We start from the raw sequence: 15,183 nt of genomic DNA on the forward strand, positions 1-15,183 counted from the left end.
ATCACGCCAATTTGCGCGATCCGCGTGATGGCTCCCATCATGCATCGGAAGCTGTCGAAATCATAAGACAAGAGGGGGCAGTCCCGGTGCCGATCTCATCGTCCTCGGCGATCTGGCCCAGCAGATCTGGCAGGACGAGGCTGTCACCGTCTCGGCTGGGAGTGAACTCGACCGCGCGTATGTCGGATGTGACCGTGTCCATCGCTCAATGCACCTTGCGCCATTGGCGTCGGCCCTGAACACCATGCTTGCGGGCTTGCCATTCGCCATCGCCGAGGAACTTGATGCCCGTGCTGTCTGTCACCCGGCAGGGTATTGCGAAGCAATGTCCCGAGAGGGCACGAGCAGGATCAACGGTCCGTCAGCACGGCAATAGGGGATCTGCACCGCCAACGTCTTCTGCCTGCGGCACAGGGTCGAGAAGTCTGGCACGGGCCAGTCCAACCCGGACAGCCGAAGCAGGCTGGCCACCATGCCGGAGGTCTGTCGCAAGGGAAGCTTGAACGGAACCTTGATGGAGAGGCAGAATTGGAGCGCGGCATCGGAAAGGACCGGCGGACGCCCAGGCCGTCCGTCGCGCGGCGCGAGCCAAGTCATCCCCTTATCGACCCAGATCAGCAGCGAACCGCGCTTCCGGAGTGAAGCATTGTAGCTGGACCAGTTCGTGGTGCGATACCGGGCGGGAGGAGACTTGCTCATCCAACCCGTCCAACCGCATGGATTCCCGAAGTGAATCCTTCGCGGCCGGAGTTTTGCAACAACGGCGCGACGCGCCTTCGTCCGCGCTCGCATTGACCGCCTGACCTTTTTCCAGATCGCCGACGCCGTAGCCGAAGTGTTCCCCAAGACCGACGCGTCGGTAAGAGCGCTATCCACGCTTGGTACAAACGCCAAACCTGCCGCCGTTGACGCGCCGTCCAGAAAGGCCAGACCCGGCAGGACGATCCCGGGTCACCCCCGGACTTCGAGGCTCTTCCGGTATCAAAACCCACTGTAAGGCCATGTCAGGACCAACTGTTACTACATTGGGGGGGCTCCGCCCCCGCCGCCTGCGGCGACTCCCCCGGGATATTTGGCAGAGAAGAAAGCTGGAGAGGCGCGCCGCGTCCGATCAGGATTTCTGGCCGATTTTCGGCTCTGTGCCGTCCTTGAGCCGTTTGAGATTGGCGCGGTGGCGCCAGTAGATCAGAAGGGTCAGGATTGTGCCCATGACCAGCAGGTCCACGCGGGCCATCATGAACATCCAGACCGTGGTGGACATGGCGGCGGTCAGGGCCGCGGCGGAAGAGATACGCGTGATCAGCGCGGCAAAGAGCCATGTGGCGCAGCAGAGCAGTCCGATCGGCCAGCTCAGCGCGAGGACGACACCGAGGTAGGTGGCGACGCCCTTGCCGCCGTTGAATTTCAGCCAGACCGGGTAGCAATGGCCGATGAAGGCGGCGAGCCCGGCCCATTGTGCCACGCCTTCGGGACCGAACTGCCGTGCCAGCAGGACTGCGACGGCGCCTTTGGCTCCGTCGAGCAGCAGGGTGGCGGCGGCGGCTTTTTTGTTGCCGGTGCGCAGGACGTTGGTGGCGCCGATGTTGCCGGAGCCGATCTTGCGCAGATCCCCGAGGCCGAGGGCCGCGCTGATGACGATGCCGAAAGGGATCGAGCCGAGCAGGTAGCCGAGGACGATCCAGAGGATGAGAGCGAGGTCCATGGGGTCTCCGTCAGGCTTCGAAAACGCGGGTGCCGGCGACCCAGGTGCCGAGCACCTTGCCCTGCAGGCGAGCGCCGTCGAAGGGGGTGTTTTTCGATTTCGAGCGCAGTTTGAAGCGGTCGAGGATCAGGGGTTTGTCGGCGTCGAAGAGGACGAGGTCGGCGGGCGCGCCTTTTGTCAGCCGTCCGGCGGGCAGACCGAGGCGCCGGGCCGGGTTCAGCGAGAGGGCGCGGAAGAGTGTGGGCAGGGTCAGCTCGCCGGAATGATACAGGCGCAGCAGGACCGGCAGCATGGTCTCCAGCCCCACGGCCCCGGCGGCGGCCTCTTCATAGGGCAGGCGTTTGCTCTCTTCGTCCTGCGGGGTGTGGAAGCTGCCGATGACGTCGATCAGACCGGTGCGGATGGCTTCGATGACCTCCTGGCGATCCTCTTCGGAGCGCAGGGGCGGTTTGACCTTGAAGAAGGTGCGGTAGTCGCTGACGTCCAGCTCGTTCAGGGTCAGGTGGTGCATGGAGGTGCCCGCCGTGACGTCGAAGCCGTTTTTCTTGGCCCGCTCCAGCGCGGGCAGGGCGCGGGCGGTGGTGATCTGGTCGGCGTGATACTTGACGCCGGTCATCTCGATCAGGGCGATGTCGCGGTCCAGACCCATGCGCTCGGCCATCGGCGAGACCCCGGGCAGGCCGCGCAGGGTGGCGAATTTGCCGGAGGTCACCGCGGCCCCCTGCGACAGGCCGGGCTCTTGCGGGTGGCCCATGACCAGCGCGCCGAGGCTGCGGGCGTAGGTCATGGCGCGGGTAAGCACCTTGGTGTCGGTGACGACGCGGTCGCAGTCGGTGAAGCCCACGGCGCCAGCGTCCATGAGAAAGCCGAATTCGGTCATCTCGCGGCCTTCGCGGCCCTTGGTCAGGGCGGCCATGGGCAGGACGGTGACGGGGGCGGTCTCCTGTGCGCGGCGGCGGATGAATTCGAGGGTTTCGGGCGTGTCGATCGCAGGATTGGTGTCGGGCCGGGTGACGATGGTCGTCACGCCGCCCGCCGCCGCTGCATTGCCTGCGGTCTTGAAGCTTTCCTTGTGCCGCTCGCCGGGTTCGCCGACCTTGACACCGATGTCGATGATGCCGGGGGCGAGAAACGCGCCGCCGCAGTCGAGAAAATTGTCAGCTGACAATTTTTTCGCTTCAATATCAGTGCGTTGCGTTAGGAGTTCAGCAATCTTTCCGTGCTCGATCAACAGCGCGCCCTCGGTGATGGCATCGGCTTCGGGGTCGATCAGGCGGGCATTCAGGAGGAGAGTCTGGGTCATGGTCTGCCGTGTGCGGTCTGCTCTGTCACACCTCTACGGCAAAACCGCAGGATGGGGAACCATTTGCACCACGGTTCCCGTCCTCCGGCCTCGCAGGCGTTAACTACCGCCTCGAAAGCTGCGTTGACTTTCCCGGCTAAACGCCGAATTGTGCTTAACAATTTCTTAAAAGGGGCAGACACGTGATTTTCAAGACTCTCAAGGCGGCCGCTGCGGTTGCCATTCTGGCTGTGACCGGCGGTGGCGCTTCGGCGGCGACGCTGGAGGTTTTTCAATACTCCACAACCTTCGTCGTTCCGACCGAGGTGACAAGCATCAGCATCCTGGCAATCGGCGGCGGCGGGGCCGGGGCAGGATCGCACTACGGCGGCGGCGCAAGCGGGTTTCTCGCGGGCGGCACATACAGCGTCATCGGGGGCGAATCCTATACGGTGACCGTCGGGCAGGGCGGTGTGGCGTCCGGATGCTCAGGTAACTACTGCTACGGAACCCCCGGGTCAGTCTCCAGCTTTGGTACGCTGGTGAATGCCGCAGGCGGTGGCCGTTCAACCGGCCCCGGTTCCCCCTATGGCGGCAACGGTGGCTCCGGCGGTGGCGGCGCGGGCAACTCGGGTTTTGGTGGCAACGGTGGCGCCATGGGTAACACTGGTCAGTACGGCCAAACCTATAGGGGCGGCTTTGGCCAAGGGTCCGCGACATGGGCGGCGATGTTGGGGCTGATCAGTGAAGCGTCGGTCACTGCGGGGCAAGGCGGCCAGAAAAGCGCGGGGTCGCATCAGGGCGGCGGCGGCGGTGGCGGCATCCTGGTAAACGGGCTCGGTCCGAGCGGCGGAAACGGGATTTCCGTCGGATTTACCGCCGGGCAGGGCGGTCTTGGCTTTGGCGCGGGCGGTGGCTCTGGCGGCTTCAACAGCAGCTTTGGCTATCAGCGCGGCGGATCTGGCGCGAATGGCGTGGTGCTCGTGCAGTATTCGCTTCCGGAAATGTCGGCGGTTCCGCTTCCGGCCACCTTGCCGCTCCTGCTTGGCGGGCTTGGCTTGATGTGGGGCGTGCGGCGCAAGAGGGCGCAGCGCGGCTGAGGTCTCAGGCAAAGCGGCCAAGGACAGGGTCCGGGATGAGGCGCATCCCGGGCCTTTTTTGTGCCGTGGCACGGTGGGCGTGCGATCTGTGTTTCTATCGTGCGCTTTCGATGCGGGCCGTCACCGCCTTCGGAGCGGACTGAAACTTGATCAGGTGTTTGTCGCCCGAGCGGGTGATGATCTGAACGGCGGACCCCAGCGTGCGGAGTTTGGCGATTTGCGCCAGCGGGACGATGCGGCCGTTCGGGCCGTGCAGCGTCGTCTCGTCCATGGTCCAGACCTCCGCCAGCGCTTCGTCGATCAGGTACCAGCCGCGCAGGGCGACGGCGGCGAGGCCACCGATGGCCCCGGTCCAGACGTGCGGATTGCCCGCCAGCCAGAGGATGGCCATGCCGCCCCCCATGGCGAGGGCGGCGAGCGTTGCGTGCGACTGGATATAGGTGCGTCTGTCGGGGAGGAATTCGGTGGCGGTGTGAGGGGCTGTTGTGTCGATCAAAGCAGCGCCACGGCCAGCACGAGGACAAGGATCACGGCGACCGCCGCGAGGATCAGTTTCAGCGTGCGCTGGCTGCCCGGCGGGTCATTGGGGTCGGCGCTGCTGAGGATACCATTGGCCGCGTTGCTGCGCAGTTTGGGGCCACGGCCCTTGCCGGGTTCTTCGGAGAAGGTGCCGATCCAGCGCAGGGGGGCCGCGACGGTCAGCGTCTGGGAGGTGTTGTCGAAGGCCTGGGAGGGCAGGACGACAACGTGGCCCCGGAGCGCGTCGATCTGCGGTTTGGCGGCGGTGAAGTCGGCGCCGGATGTGCTGTGAGCCTCGGACAGGTAGCGTGACAGGGGCATGTCGCCGAGGTCCCGAATGTCGACCACATCGACGAAGGCGGTGCGGAGCCGGGTCGCGCCGAGGCCGTACTTCAAAGGCCATTCGCCGGTGCCGGCCATGGCGGTGAAGCGTTCGATGGCTTCGGGCGGCAGATCAAGGTGGAAGAGGCGGACAGTGCCGGTTTCCGATCCGTTGATGTTCATCGTGATCATGCCATGATTTCCTTCGGCCGGGCGCGGAGATTGCGGGCAAGCAGGTCCATGGCGGCCATGCGCACGGCAACGCCCATCTCGACCTGATCCTGAATGACCGAGCGGTTGATGTCATCGGCAATGGTGCCGTCGATCTCGACGCCGCGGTTCATCGGCCCTGGGTGCATGACGATAGCGTCTTCCTTTGCGTGTGCCAGTTTTTCCGCATCCAGCCCGTATCGGTGGTAATATTCGCGCTCGGAGGGAATGAAACCGCCATCCATGCGCTCTTTCTGAAGGCGGAGCATCATCACGACATCGACGTCTTTCAGGCCCTCTTCCATGTCGTCGTAGACCTCCACGCCGAAATGCTCGATGCCGGAGGGCATGAGGGTGGACGGGCCGACGAGGCGGATGCGGTTTTCCATCTTGTGCAGCAACAGGATGTTGGACCGTGCGACACGGCTGTGGGCGATATCGCCACAGATGGCGATGTTTAGGCGATGCAGGCGGCCCTTGGCACGGCGAATGGTCAGCGCATCCAGAAGCGCCTGCGTCGGGTGTTCATGCTTGCCGTCGCCGGCGTTGAGAACCGCGCAATTGACCTTTTGCGCGAGCAGATCAACGGCACCGGAATGCGGGTGGCGCACCACGAGCAGATCGGGATGCATGGCGTTGAGCGTCATGGCGGTGTCGATCAGGGTTTCGCCCTTCTTGATCGAGCTGGCCTGCATGGACATGTTCATCACATCCGCCCCGAGCCGCTTGCCCGCCAGTTCGAAACTGGCCTGGGTTCGGGTCGAGTTCTCGAAGAACATATTGATCTGGGTCAGCCCGGCCAGAGCCGTGGCGTGTTTGTCCCGGCGGCGCCCGAAGGCGACGTATTGATCTGCAAGGTCGAGGATGGTGGTGATTTCATCCGGGCGCAGGGGTTCAATGCCCAGCAGGTGGCGGTGATCGAAACGCATGGGGCCCTCATGTTGTGCTGTCTTCCGTAATAGGAAGCGGTGCGGCCTTGGGCAAGTGGCTGGCCGCCCCCTCGGGCGGGCTCCCGCCCACCCACCCCGCCCGCCCGAGGGGGCTTGGCGCTCTTGATCGGACCGGCGCGGCCTTCTGGCGTATTTGCAGCAGAAACACACCCGGGCACCCTCTGGCCCCTCTTTGGTCACGAAATACCTCGGGGGAGGCTCGAAGAGCCGTGGGGGCAGAGCCCCCGCCGCGCCCGAAGGGCGCGTTGGTCGGGCCGCGCAAGCGGGCCGAAACCGTTCGTGATGCGGAACCGATTTTCTTTGCCGCGCGGCAGGATTAGGGTGCGGTCATGGAATCGGCTCTGGATTGGCATACGGCCCACGCGCTTCTGGCGTGGCAGATGGAGATGGGGGTGGACGAGGCGATCTCGGACACGCCGGTGGATCGTTTTGCCGTTGAACGGGCGGCGCGGGAGCAGGCACAGGCTAAGAAATCGCAGGTGGCGGTCGCGCGTGGCGGCGGTGGTCCGGTTTCGGAGGTCAAGGCCGATCCCGTGGCCGAAGCGGGTCAGGCGGCGAAAGGAGCGACAAGTCTTGACGCCTTGCGGGCCGCCATGGACGCGTTCGAGCATTGCGAATTGAAGCGCGGTGCCCGCAGTCTGGTGTTCAGCGATGGTTTGCCGGGCGCCAGGGTGATGATCGTGGGCGAGGCGCCGGGGCGCGATGAGGACAGGCAGGGCAAGCCGTTTGTCGGGAAGGCCGGGCAGCTGCTGGACCGGATGCTGTCCGCGATTGGTCTGAGCCGGTCGGAAAGTGTCTATATCACCAATGTGATGCCGTGGCGGCCGCCGCAGAACCGCGAGCCGCGCCCGGAAGAAATCGCCATGATGTTGCCTTTCCTAAGGAAACACATTGCGCTTGTTCAGCCGGAGGTCCTTCTGGTCATGGGGAACATCAGTTGTCAGGCGCTGCTGGGCAAGCGCGGCATCACGCGGCTGCGCGGTCACTGGGCCGAGGCCGAGGGCAAGCCCGTCATGCCGATGCTGCACCCCGCCTATCTGTTGCGCACGCCCACCGCCAAGCGCGAGGCCTGGGCCGATCTTCTTGCCGTGAAGGCCCGTTTGGAAAGTCCCTGACATGCTTGTCGATCCTTTGATCCTTTTGGCCTTTGTCCCTGCGGCGCTGGCGCTGAATATCACGCCGGGACCGGATATGCTGTTTTGCATGGCACAGGGATTGCGGGGCGGGCCGCGGTCAGGCTGGGCCGCGTCGGCGGGCATTTCGGCGGGGGGCATGGTGCATGCGCTTCTGGCTGGGCTGGGGTTGAGCGCTTTGCTCGCCGCCATGCCGGGTGCGTTTGATGCCATTCGCTGGGCCGGGGTTTGCTATTTGCTCTACATTGCGGTCAAGACGCTGCGCACGCCTTTCGGTGGCGCCGATGCCCCGGCGATCAGCCCGCGCCGCGCCATGCGCGACGGGTTTATCGTCAATCTGACCAATCCGAAATTCATCCTTTTCATCCTCGCCTTCGTGCCGCAGTTCGTGGACCCGGCGCGGCCGGTGTTGCCGCAGTTCCTGCTGTTCGGTGTGGTGATCGGGCTTGGCGGTTTCATTGTGAACGGGATGGTCGGGCAGTTCGCCGGTCATCTGAAGCGGCATCTGGGGCAGGGCAGCGGCACGGAGCGGGCGATGCGGTGGCTCACGGCCACGCTGTTTGGCGGGCTTGCGCTGCGGCTGGCGATTTGAGGAGTTTGGCATGAGCCGGATCGACGAGAGCAAGGACTTCATTCCGGTGCGGATCGCCATTCTGACGGTGAGCGACACGCGCGGGCTGGCGGAGGATCGCAGCGGCGATACGCTGGTGGCGCGGTTGATGGAGGCCGGGCATAGCCTTGCGGATCGCAAGATCATCCGGGATGAGCGGGCCGAAATCGCGGAGCAGTTGCGCGCGTGGATCGCCGATCCCGAGGTGGACGTGGTGATTTCCACCGGCGGCACCGGGCTGACCGGGCGCGATGTGACGGTCGAGGCGCACCGCGATGTCTATGAAAAGGAGATCGACGCCTTCGGCACGGTCTTTACCATGGTCAGCTTTCAGAAAATCGGCACCAGCGCGGTGCAGTCCCGCGCCACCGGCGGCGTGGCCGGGGGGACCTATCTGTTTGCCCTGCCGGGCAGCACCGGCGCGTGCAAGGACGCCTGGGATGAGATTTTGCGCTGGCAGCTCGATTTTCGGCACCGCCCTTGTAACTTTGTCGAGATTTTTCCGCGCCTCGACGAACATTTGCGACGGAAGTGATCCGCGGCGGCGTATAATGACGTATTGCCTTTGTGCGTTGGGCGTGTCGGCGATATTCGATCCTCAAGATATCTTGCGCCCTCTGCTTTGGAGTATCTGAATGCGTTTTCTACGCAAAAGTTTGACCGGGCTGTTCCTGATGGCCCTCACGGTGTCGCTTCTGGTCTATGCCGGGGCAACGGTGCGCGACGCGGTGCAGGCACGCCTGGCCGAAGAGCCGCGCGTGCCGCAGGCGCGCGAGCGGGTGTTTGCGGTGAACGTGGTCACGGTGGCGCCGGAGACGGTGGTGCCGGTGTTGAGCGCCTTTGGCGAGGTGCAGTCGAGCCGGACGCTGGAGCTGCGGGCGGCGGTCGGCGGGGCGCTGATCGACCTTGCGCCGGAGTTCGTCGAGGGCGGGCGGGTCGCGGCGGGGCAATTGTTGGCGCGTGTCAATCCGGCAGAGGCGCAGGCGGCGCTGGACCGGGCGGAAAGCGATCTTCTGGATGCGGAGGCCGAGCAGCGCGAGGCGCAGCGGGCCATCGTGTTGGCCGAGGATGAGCTGGCGGCGGCGCGCGATCAGGTGGCGCTGCGGGAGAAGGCGCTGCAGCGGCAGAACGATCTTCTGAGCCGCAACGTGGGGACGGCGGCTGCCGTCGAGACGGCGGAGCTGGCCCTGTCTTCGGCGCGTCAGGCGGTGCTGTCGCAGCGGCAGGCGGTGGCCACGGCAGAGGCGCGCATCGATCAGGCGGTGACCCGGGTGAAACGGGCGCAGATCGCGCTTGCCGAGGCGGAGCGCGGCCTTGCGGATACCGAAGTGCGGGCTGAATTCGGCGGAACGCTGTCGGATGTGACGGTGGTCGCGGGGCGGCTGGTGTCCGGCAATGAAAAGCTGGGCGAGATCGTCGATGCGGAGGCGCTGGAGGTGGTGTTCCGGGTGTCGACGCAGGAATATGCCCGGCTGCTGAACGAGGCCGGACGGCTGCGGCGGGCGGATGTGACCGTGACGCTCGATGTCTTCGGCACGAATATTCAAGCCAAGGGCCAGATCAGCCGCGAAAGTGCGGCGGTGGGCGATGGTCAGACCGGACGACGGCTTTTTGCAACGCTGGACGCGCCGCGCGGCTTCAAGCCGGGCGATTTCGTCACGGTTTCGGTGCTCGAAGCGCCGCTGGAGCGGGTATCCCGGGTTCCGGCGACGGCGGTGAATGCGGCGGGCGACGTGCTGGTGATCGGCGCGGAAAACCGGCTTGAGGTGGCGCAGGTCACGGTGCTGCGGCGGCAGGGCGACGACGTGTTGATCCGGGCTGCGGCGCTGGACGGCAAGGAGATCGTCGCGGAGCGCACGCCGCTGCTTGGCGCGGGCATCCGGGTCAATCCGCTGCGCAGCGGCGCGGTGCCCGAGGCCCCGCAAGAGCCGGAAATGCTTGAGCTGAGCGAGGAGCGGCGCGCCAAGCTGCGGGCCTATGTCGAGGCCAATACGCGGATGCCGCAGGAGGCGCGCACCCGCATTCTGGCGCAGTTGGATCAGCCGCAGGTGCCGGCCGACATGGTGGCGCGGATCGAAGCACGGATGGGTGGCTGATATGGCGCGGAACTTGCCGGAAAAGGCCGGGGGGCTGTTCTCCTATGTCACGCGCCACCCGACGCTGGCCAATCTCTTGCTGGTTATCCTGCTCGCGGCGGGGCTGTTTGCCGTGCCGAACATGCGGGCGCAGTTCTTTCCCGATGTGATCATCGACGAAGTCAGCGTTTCTGTCCGCTGGGACGGGGCGGGCGCGGCGGATGTGGATTCGGCCATCGTGCAGGTGCTGGAGCCGACCTTGCTGGCGGTCGAGGGGGTTGAAAGCTCGGAGGCGACTTCGCGCGAGGGGCGGGCGAACATTCAGCTTGAGTTCGAGCCGGGCTGGGACATGGCGCGCGCCGCGAGTGATGTGCAGGGTGCGGTGGACAGCGTATCCAACCTGCCCGAAGAAGCCGAAGAGCCGGAAGTCGAGCGGCGCTACTGGCGCGACCGGGTGACCGATATGGTCATCACCGGGCCGGTCGGCTCGGACCAGTTGGCGCGGTTTGCCGATGAACTGGTGGTGCGGCTGTTCGCCGAGGGGGTGACCCGAACCACGATCCAGGGGATTGCGGCACCGCAGACCATCATCGAGGTGCCCTCGCAGAACCTGATCGCCAATGATGTGACCATGGCGCAGATCGCGACCGCCATCGGGGCCGAGGTCAACGCCGATCCGGCGGGTGATGTGGGCGGCTCAGGAGCGCGGGTGCGCACCGGCGTGGAAAAGCGCGCGGCGGATGATATCGCCGGAATCGTTCTGCGCTCCAACGCCGATGGCTCCAAGTTGACCGTGGGCGATGTGGCGACGATCCGCGTCGAAGGCATTGACCGCGAGCGCAGTTATTTCGTCGGGCCGAATGCTGCGATTTCCGTGCGGGTGGACCGCAGCGACCGGGGGGATGCCATCGGCATTCAGCGCACGGTGCAGGAGGTGGCCGCGCAATTCGAGGCGGGCCTGCCCGATGGCGTGAGCGTCGATCTGATCCGCACGCGGGCAGAGGCGATCACCGGGCGTCTGAATATCCTGCTCGACAACGCCAGCGTGGGTCTTGGCCTCGTGGTGGCGCTGCTGTTCCTGTTCCTGAACGCGCGCACGGCGCTCTGGGTCGCCCTCGGGATTCCCGTGTCGCTGCTGGCGGCGATTGCGTTGATGTATGTGGGCGGGCTGACGATCAACATGATCTCGCTCTTTGCGCTGATCATCACGCTGGGCATTGTCGTGGATGATGCGATTGTCGTGGGCGAGCACGCCGACCATCTGTCACGGCGCGGACTTGGCCCCTTCGAGGCGGCGGAGACGGCGGCGCGGCGCATGGCCCTGCCGGTGTTTTCGGCGACGTTGACCACGGTCATCGCCTTTTTCGGGCTGGTGGCCATTGGCGGGCGCTTTGGCGACATGATCGCAGATATTCCGTTCACGGTGATTGCGGTGCTGCTGGCCTCGTTGGTGGAGTGCTTCCTGATCCTGCCGAACCACATGGCCCATGCGCTGGCGCATAGCTCCAAGCAGCATTGGTACGATTTGCCCTCCCGGTTGGTGAACCGGGGCTTTCGCTGGTTCCGCGAGACGCTGTTCCGGCCGTTCATGGCCGGGGTGGTCGCGGCGCGGTATGTGGTGTTGGCCGGTGCGGTCGTGGCCTTTGCCAGTCAGGCGGTTCTGTTCATCAACGGCGATGTGCAATGGCGCTTTTTCAACTCGCCCGAGCGGCCCTCGGTCACGGGCAATTTTGCCATGGCTCCGGGCGCGGTGCGCGAGGATACGCTGGCGCAGATGCGGCTCATTCAGGAAAGCACCGAGGCGCTGGGCAAGGAATACGAAGAGCGTTATGGCACGAATCCGCTGGCTTATGTGATGGCGGAGATCGGGGGCAATGCCGGGCGCGGGCTTGCCGGGTCCGAGAGCAAGGACGCCGATCAGCTGGGCGGTATTTCCATCGAGCTGATCGAAGCGGACCTGCGGCCCTATTCGAGTTTTGCCTTTGTCGGCGAGTTGCAGGACAGCATCACGCGCCATCCCCTGGTCGAGACGATCTCGTTCCGTGGCTGGCGGTCGGGGCCGGGGGGCGATGCGCTGGACGTGCAGTTCTACGGCGCCAGCCCGGAGGTGCTCAAGACCGCGTCCGAGGATCTCAAGGCGGCCGTGACACGCTTTCCGGAGGTCTCCGCGGTGGAGGATAACCTCGCCTATGACAAGGAAGAGCTGATCCTAGAGCTGACCCCGCAGGGGCAGGCGCTTGGTTTCGACATCGACGGGTTGGGGCGCGTGCTGCGCAACCGGCTGGGCGGGATCGAAGCGGCGACCTATCCTGTGGGGCCACGCAGCGCAGCGATCCGGGTCGAACTGCCGGAAGGCGAACTGACGGCGGATTTCCTCGAACGCACCCACATGCGGACCGAGGCGGGCGAATATGTGCCGCTGGCCGATCTGGTGAGCGTCGAGCGGCGCACCGGCTTTTCGACTGTGCTGCGGGAAAACGGCATCCGGCTGATTTCTGTAACCGGCGATATTTCCGAGGACGATCCGGCGCGCGCGACGGAGATCGTGCAGGCGCTGCAGGATGAAATCCTGCCGACCATCGCCGAGACACGGCAGGTCGAATACCGCATTTCAGGGTTGTCCGAACAGGAAGGCGAATTCCTGTCCGATGCGCTGTTTGGGCTGACGATGGTGTTGCTTGGCATCTACCTGGTTCTGGCCTGGGTTTTTGCGAGCTGGACGCGGCCGCTGGTGGTGATGGCGATCATTCCGTTCGGGCTTGTCGGTACGATCTATGGCCATGCGGAGTGGGATGTGCCCTTGAGCATGTTCACGGTGGTTGGCCTGCTCGGGATGACCGGGATCATCATCAACGATTCGATCGTGCTGGTGACGCAGATTGATGAATATGCCGCCGAACGTGGAATCATTCCGTCGATCATCGACGGCGCGGCGGACCGGCTGCGGCCGGTGTTCCTGACCACGGCGACGACGGTGCTTGGCCTTGCGCCGCTGCTCTATGAGCGTTCCGCCGATGCGCAGTTCCTCAAGCCGACGGTGATCACGCTGGTCTATGGCCTGAGCTTTGGCATGGTGCTGGTGCTGCTCGTGGTGCCGGCGCTGATCGCGGTGCAGGACGACATGGCGCGTATGGGGCGGGCATTCCGCCGCGGCCTTCGCTTCCGGACCGGCGGCGTTCGGGCGATGACCTGGCTTGGTGTGTCGGCCATCGCCGGATGGCTGGCCGTGACGATGGGCTATGTGGTGTGGGAGGGTCGCCTGCTGCCGGTGTTCGATCTCGGTGTGCCGGTCTCGCCACTACTCGCCGCGCTTGGGCTGTTCATCGTGGGCGCGGCGGGATTTGTATTGGCGCTCTATGTGCTGGCGGGGCTGTGGCTGGCGGTGAGCCGTGGGCGGAGCCGCACGGCCTGAGGCCTTACCGGCGGCAGCCTTCGATATCCACGGCGAGCTGTTCGGTCAGCACGGTAATCCGCACATCGGAGCGGTTCAGCGCGAAGGGCTGGCCCGAGGCGTGGGAGACGCGGGTTTCGGAGATCAGCGTATCACCTTCCCAGCGGGTGGCAGGATCGGCGACCCAGAGGTCCGGATCGGCGGTCTCGATCACCGTTTCGGGCGCACCGCCGGTCCGGTTCATGTCGATTTCCGTGCGCAGTGTCACACCGCCCGCATCGAGGCGTACATCGCAGGAAACACCGCGCACCCCGGCTTCGGCGGCGCTGAACGGCAGATCGGCCAGTGCCGCGACGATGCTGGGGTCGGGTTTGCCGCCCGTGGCGGGCAGAATGGCTTCGACATGCACGCGGTGCGGCAGGCAGACGTCCTTGCAAATGCCCAGGTCGATGGTGCCGCTCAGGCGCACGTCGCGCCCCTTGCCCTTGACTGACACGCGCAGCGGCAGGACGACCTCGCCCTTGTATCCGACCGAGCGCATGCCCGACTGGTAGAACACATGCGGGGCGGGCCACTCGACGGCAATTGCGCGGGTCTGGCTGCCGCGCCAGTCGAAGAGCGGCGGTATGCCTGTCTCGCCGGGCGCGCGCCAATAGGTCTTCCATCCCGGCGCAAGGCTAAGGTGGAGCGCGGCCATGTGATCGCCATTCGCCAGCCGCCAGCCGGGGCGCAGTTCGGCGCGGATGACGTCGTCATACATCGCGTCTGCAAAGACGAGGCCGGGCAGGCAGAGCAGGGCGGACAGGATTGCGAGGCGTGATTTCATGGCTGTCACATTGCCTGTGACGCCCGAAATATGAAGTCACTTTTCGGAGATAGGCCGTGACAGGGAGCATTTCGCCTGACTTGCTTGCTCTTGCGCCACAGGCCCGACAGGGTCATGTTGAGAGAAGAGCAGCAGGAAAGAGTGTATGGCCCCGCAGACCGCCAACGGCACCACCGATCTGACTGGCAAGATGTTGATCGCCATGCCCGGCATGGGCGATCCCCGATTCGAGCACAGTTTGGTTTTCATGTGCGATCATTCGGATGACGGTGCGATGGGCCTGATCGTCAACAAGCCGAGCAAGGACGTGGATATTCAGTCCCTGCTGCTGCAGCTCGATATTGACATGACGCCACAGCTTATGGGCCGGGCGGTGCATTTCGGTGGGCCGGTGGAGATGGGGCGCGGATTTGTGCTGCATTCGCCCGATTATGCCTCGGAGGTGACGACGCTGCAGGTGAAAGACGACATCGGCATGACCGCGACGCTGGATGTGCTGGAGGAGCTGGGCCGAGGCCAGGGCCCCGCGCAATGGCTGATGGCGCTGGGCTATGCCGGGTGGGGACCGGGGCAGCTTGAAAGCGAGCTTGCCGCGAATGGCTGGCTGGTGTGCGAAAGCTCGGCGCGTCTGATCTTTGATCTGCCGGATGTGGAGAAATGGGAAGCGGCGCTTGAGACGCTCGGCGTTGCGGCGCTGGCGCTGTCCTGCGAAGGCGGGACCGCGTGACAGCGAGCCCACCGTTTGGTTTGCCTGACATATGGAGCGGGATCGCTGTGAAATGGAGCGCCGATTGGGCGCCGGAGCCGGCAGCGATCAAGACCGCCACGCGTCTTCTGACCACGATTGACGGCAAGCTGCCCAAGCCGGGTACGGCGACGCGGGGCTATTGGCCCAATGTGCTCTTTGCCTGGCCCCGGCAGGAGATCGAAGTGGAGACCTTTGCCAGTCATTGCGAGCTGTACCAGTTCAGGGACGGCAATCTCCTGGCCCCGGATATTCCGAGTTTCAAGCCGACGCGGGTGGGGGTCGGGCCGTTGCTGAAAGCGTTCGGGCAGCGCTAGAA

General features: G+C 65.1%; 14 protein-coding genes and 1 pseudogene. 8 read left to right on the top strand and 7 right to left on the bottom strand.

Going from position 1 to position 15,183, the window contains the following annotated elements:
• Positions 1–76 precede the first annotated feature (76 nt).
• The 3 genes and pseudogenes from ACN2XU_RS00005 to pyrC all read right to left on the bottom strand — a co-directional run.
• A pseudogene (locus ACN2XU_RS00005) lies at positions 77–699 on the bottom strand (IS5 family transposase); the annotation flags it as partial.
• A gap of 412 nt (positions 700–1,111) precedes the next feature.
• Positions 1,112–1,702: a glycerol-3-phosphate 1-O-acyltransferase PlsY gene (gene plsY / locus ACN2XU_RS00010; protein ID WP_419408328.1), complete on the bottom strand. Its 591-nt coding sequence runs from the start codon at positions 1,700–1,702 to the stop codon at positions 1,112–1,114.
• A gap of 10 nt (positions 1,703–1,712) precedes the next feature.
• Positions 1,713–3,005 carry a dihydroorotase gene (pyrC, locus tag ACN2XU_RS00015; RefSeq protein ID WP_419408329.1) on the bottom strand — a complete coding sequence of 431 codons (1,293 nt, stop codon included), beginning with the start codon at positions 3,003–3,005 and terminating at the stop codon, positions 1,713–1,715.
• A gap of 182 nt (positions 3,006–3,187) precedes the next feature.
• On the opposite strand from pyrC, the gene ACN2XU_RS00020 reads away from it, so the two are divergent.
• Positions 3,188–4,084 (top strand): glycine-rich domain-containing protein, encoded by an 897-nt coding sequence (locus ACN2XU_RS00020; protein WP_419408330.1) that lies wholly within the window; start codon positions 3,188–3,190, stop codon positions 4,082–4,084.
• A 94-nt stretch (positions 4,085–4,178) separates the two neighbouring features.
• Here ACN2XU_RS00020 and ACN2XU_RS00025 read toward each other — a convergent pair whose 3' ends face one another.
• The 3 genes from ACN2XU_RS00025 to ACN2XU_RS00035 are packed head-to-tail and all read right to left on the bottom strand — an operon-like array spanning position 4,179 to position 6,063.
• A complete protein-coding gene (locus ACN2XU_RS00025; protein ID WP_419408331.1) occupies positions 4,179–4,580 on the bottom strand; it encodes a hypothetical protein in 402 nt (133 codons plus the stop codon).
• Positions 4,577–5,116 carry an aspartate carbamoyltransferase catalytic subunit gene (locus ACN2XU_RS00030; protein WP_419408332.1) on the bottom strand — a complete coding sequence of 180 codons (540 nt, stop codon included), beginning with the start codon at positions 5,114–5,116 and terminating at the stop codon, positions 4,577–4,579. The genes ACN2XU_RS00025 and ACN2XU_RS00030 overlap by 4 nt, the downstream gene beginning before the upstream one ends.
• Positions 5,113–6,063 (bottom strand): aspartate carbamoyltransferase catalytic subunit, encoded by a 951-nt coding sequence (locus ACN2XU_RS00035; protein WP_419408333.1) that lies wholly within the window; start codon positions 6,061–6,063, stop codon positions 5,113–5,115. Before ACN2XU_RS00035 ends, ACN2XU_RS00030 begins: the two co-directional genes overlap by 4 nt.
• A 350-nt stretch (positions 6,064–6,413) precedes the next feature.
• Here ACN2XU_RS00035 and ACN2XU_RS00040 point away from each other — a divergent pair, with 350 nt between their 5' ends.
• The 5 genes from ACN2XU_RS00040 to ACN2XU_RS00060 all read left to right on the top strand — a co-directional run bounded on the left by ACN2XU_RS00040 (position 6,414) and on the right by ACN2XU_RS00060 (position 13,314).
• Positions 6,414–7,199: a uracil-DNA glycosylase gene (locus tag ACN2XU_RS00040; RefSeq protein ID WP_419408334.1), complete on the top strand. Its 786-nt coding sequence runs from the start codon at positions 6,414–6,416 to the stop codon at positions 7,197–7,199.
• Between the two features lies 1 nt (position 7,200).
• Entirely contained in the window at positions 7,201–7,809 is a 609-nt protein-coding gene (locus ACN2XU_RS00045; protein ID WP_419408335.1) for a LysE family translocator, read from the top strand.
• Positions 7,810–7,819: 10 nt separating this feature from the next.
• Positions 7,820–8,362 carry a molybdenum cofactor biosynthesis protein B gene (gene moaB / locus ACN2XU_RS00050; protein ID WP_419408336.1) on the top strand — a complete coding sequence of 181 codons (543 nt, stop codon included), beginning with the start codon at positions 7,820–7,822 and terminating at the stop codon, positions 8,360–8,362.
• A gap of 100 nt (positions 8,363–8,462) precedes the next feature.
• Entirely contained in the window at positions 8,463–9,923 is a 1,461-nt protein-coding gene (locus ACN2XU_RS00055) for an efflux RND transporter periplasmic adaptor subunit (protein ID WP_419408337.1), read from the top strand.
• Position 9,924: 1 nt separating this feature from the next.
• Positions 9,925–13,314: an efflux RND transporter permease subunit gene (locus ACN2XU_RS00060; protein ID WP_419408338.1), complete on the top strand. Its 3,390-nt coding sequence runs from the start codon at positions 9,925–9,927 to the stop codon at positions 13,312–13,314.
• Positions 13,315–13,318: 4 nt separating this feature from the next.
• Here the strand turns inward: ACN2XU_RS00060 and ACN2XU_RS00065 are convergent, their stop codons facing one another.
• A complete protein-coding gene (locus tag ACN2XU_RS00065) occupies positions 13,319–14,119 on the bottom strand; it encodes a protein-disulfide reductase DsbD domain-containing protein (protein ID WP_419408339.1) in 801 nt (266 codons plus the stop codon).
• A 145-nt stretch (positions 14,120–14,264) separates the two neighbouring features.
• Between ACN2XU_RS00065 and ACN2XU_RS00070 the strand changes: the two genes are divergently transcribed.
• Entirely contained in the window at positions 14,265–14,846 is a 582-nt protein-coding gene (locus tag ACN2XU_RS00070; protein WP_419408340.1) for a YqgE/AlgH family protein, read from the top strand.
• Positions 14,847–14,893: 47 nt separating this feature from the next.
• The gene (locus ACN2XU_RS00075; protein ID WP_419408341.1) at positions 14,894–15,181 is read left to right on the top strand and encodes a hypothetical protein; all 288 of its coding nucleotides are present in this window, start codon (positions 14,894–14,896) and stop codon (positions 15,179–15,181) included.
• Positions 15,182–15,183: the final 2 nt, after the last annotated feature.

The organism is Pacificoceanicola niger (assembly GCF_048553275.1).
Classification (GTDB): Bacteria; Pseudomonadota; Alphaproteobacteria; order Rhodobacterales; family Rhodobacteraceae; genus Pacificoceanicola.

What these genes read in the sequence shown, in the direction of transcription:
- plsY (WP_419408328.1), bottom strand. Translation starts at nt 1,702, where the DNA reads ATGGACCTCGCTCTCATCCTCTGGATCGTCCTCGGCTACCTGCTCGGC.
- pyrC (WP_419408329.1), bottom strand. Translation starts at nt 3,005, where the DNA reads ATGACCCAGACTCTCCTCCTGAATGCCCGCCTGATCGACCCCGAAGCC.
- ACN2XU_RS00030 (WP_419408332.1), bottom strand. Translation starts at nt 5,116, where the DNA reads ATGATCACGATGAACATCAACGGATCGGAAACCGGCACTGTCCGCCTC.
- ACN2XU_RS00035 (WP_419408333.1), bottom strand. Translation starts at nt 6,063, where the DNA reads ATGCGTTTCGATCACCGCCACCTGCTGGGCATTGAACCCCTGCGCCCG.
- ACN2XU_RS00040 (WP_419408334.1), top strand. Translation starts at nt 6,414, where the DNA reads ATGGAATCGGCTCTGGATTGGCATACGGCCCACGCGCTTCTGGCGTGG.
- ACN2XU_RS00045 (WP_419408335.1), top strand. Translation starts at nt 7,201, where the DNA reads ATGCTTGTCGATCCTTTGATCCTTTTGGCCTTTGTCCCTGCGGCGCTG.
- moaB (WP_419408336.1), top strand. Translation starts at nt 7,820, where the DNA reads ATGAGCCGGATCGACGAGAGCAAGGACTTCATTCCGGTGCGGATCGCC.
- ACN2XU_RS00055 (WP_419408337.1), top strand. Translation starts at nt 8,463, where the DNA reads ATGCGTTTTCTACGCAAAAGTTTGACCGGGCTGTTCCTGATGGCCCTC.
- ACN2XU_RS00060 (WP_419408338.1), top strand. Translation starts at nt 9,925, where the DNA reads ATGGCGCGGAACTTGCCGGAAAAGGCCGGGGGGCTGTTCTCCTATGTC.
- ACN2XU_RS00065 (WP_419408339.1), bottom strand. Translation starts at nt 14,119, where the DNA reads ATGAAATCACGCCTCGCAATCCTGTCCGCCCTGCTCTGCCTGCCCGGC.
- ACN2XU_RS00070 (WP_419408340.1), top strand. Translation starts at nt 14,265, where the DNA reads ATGGCCCCGCAGACCGCCAACGGCACCACCGATCTGACTGGCAAGATG.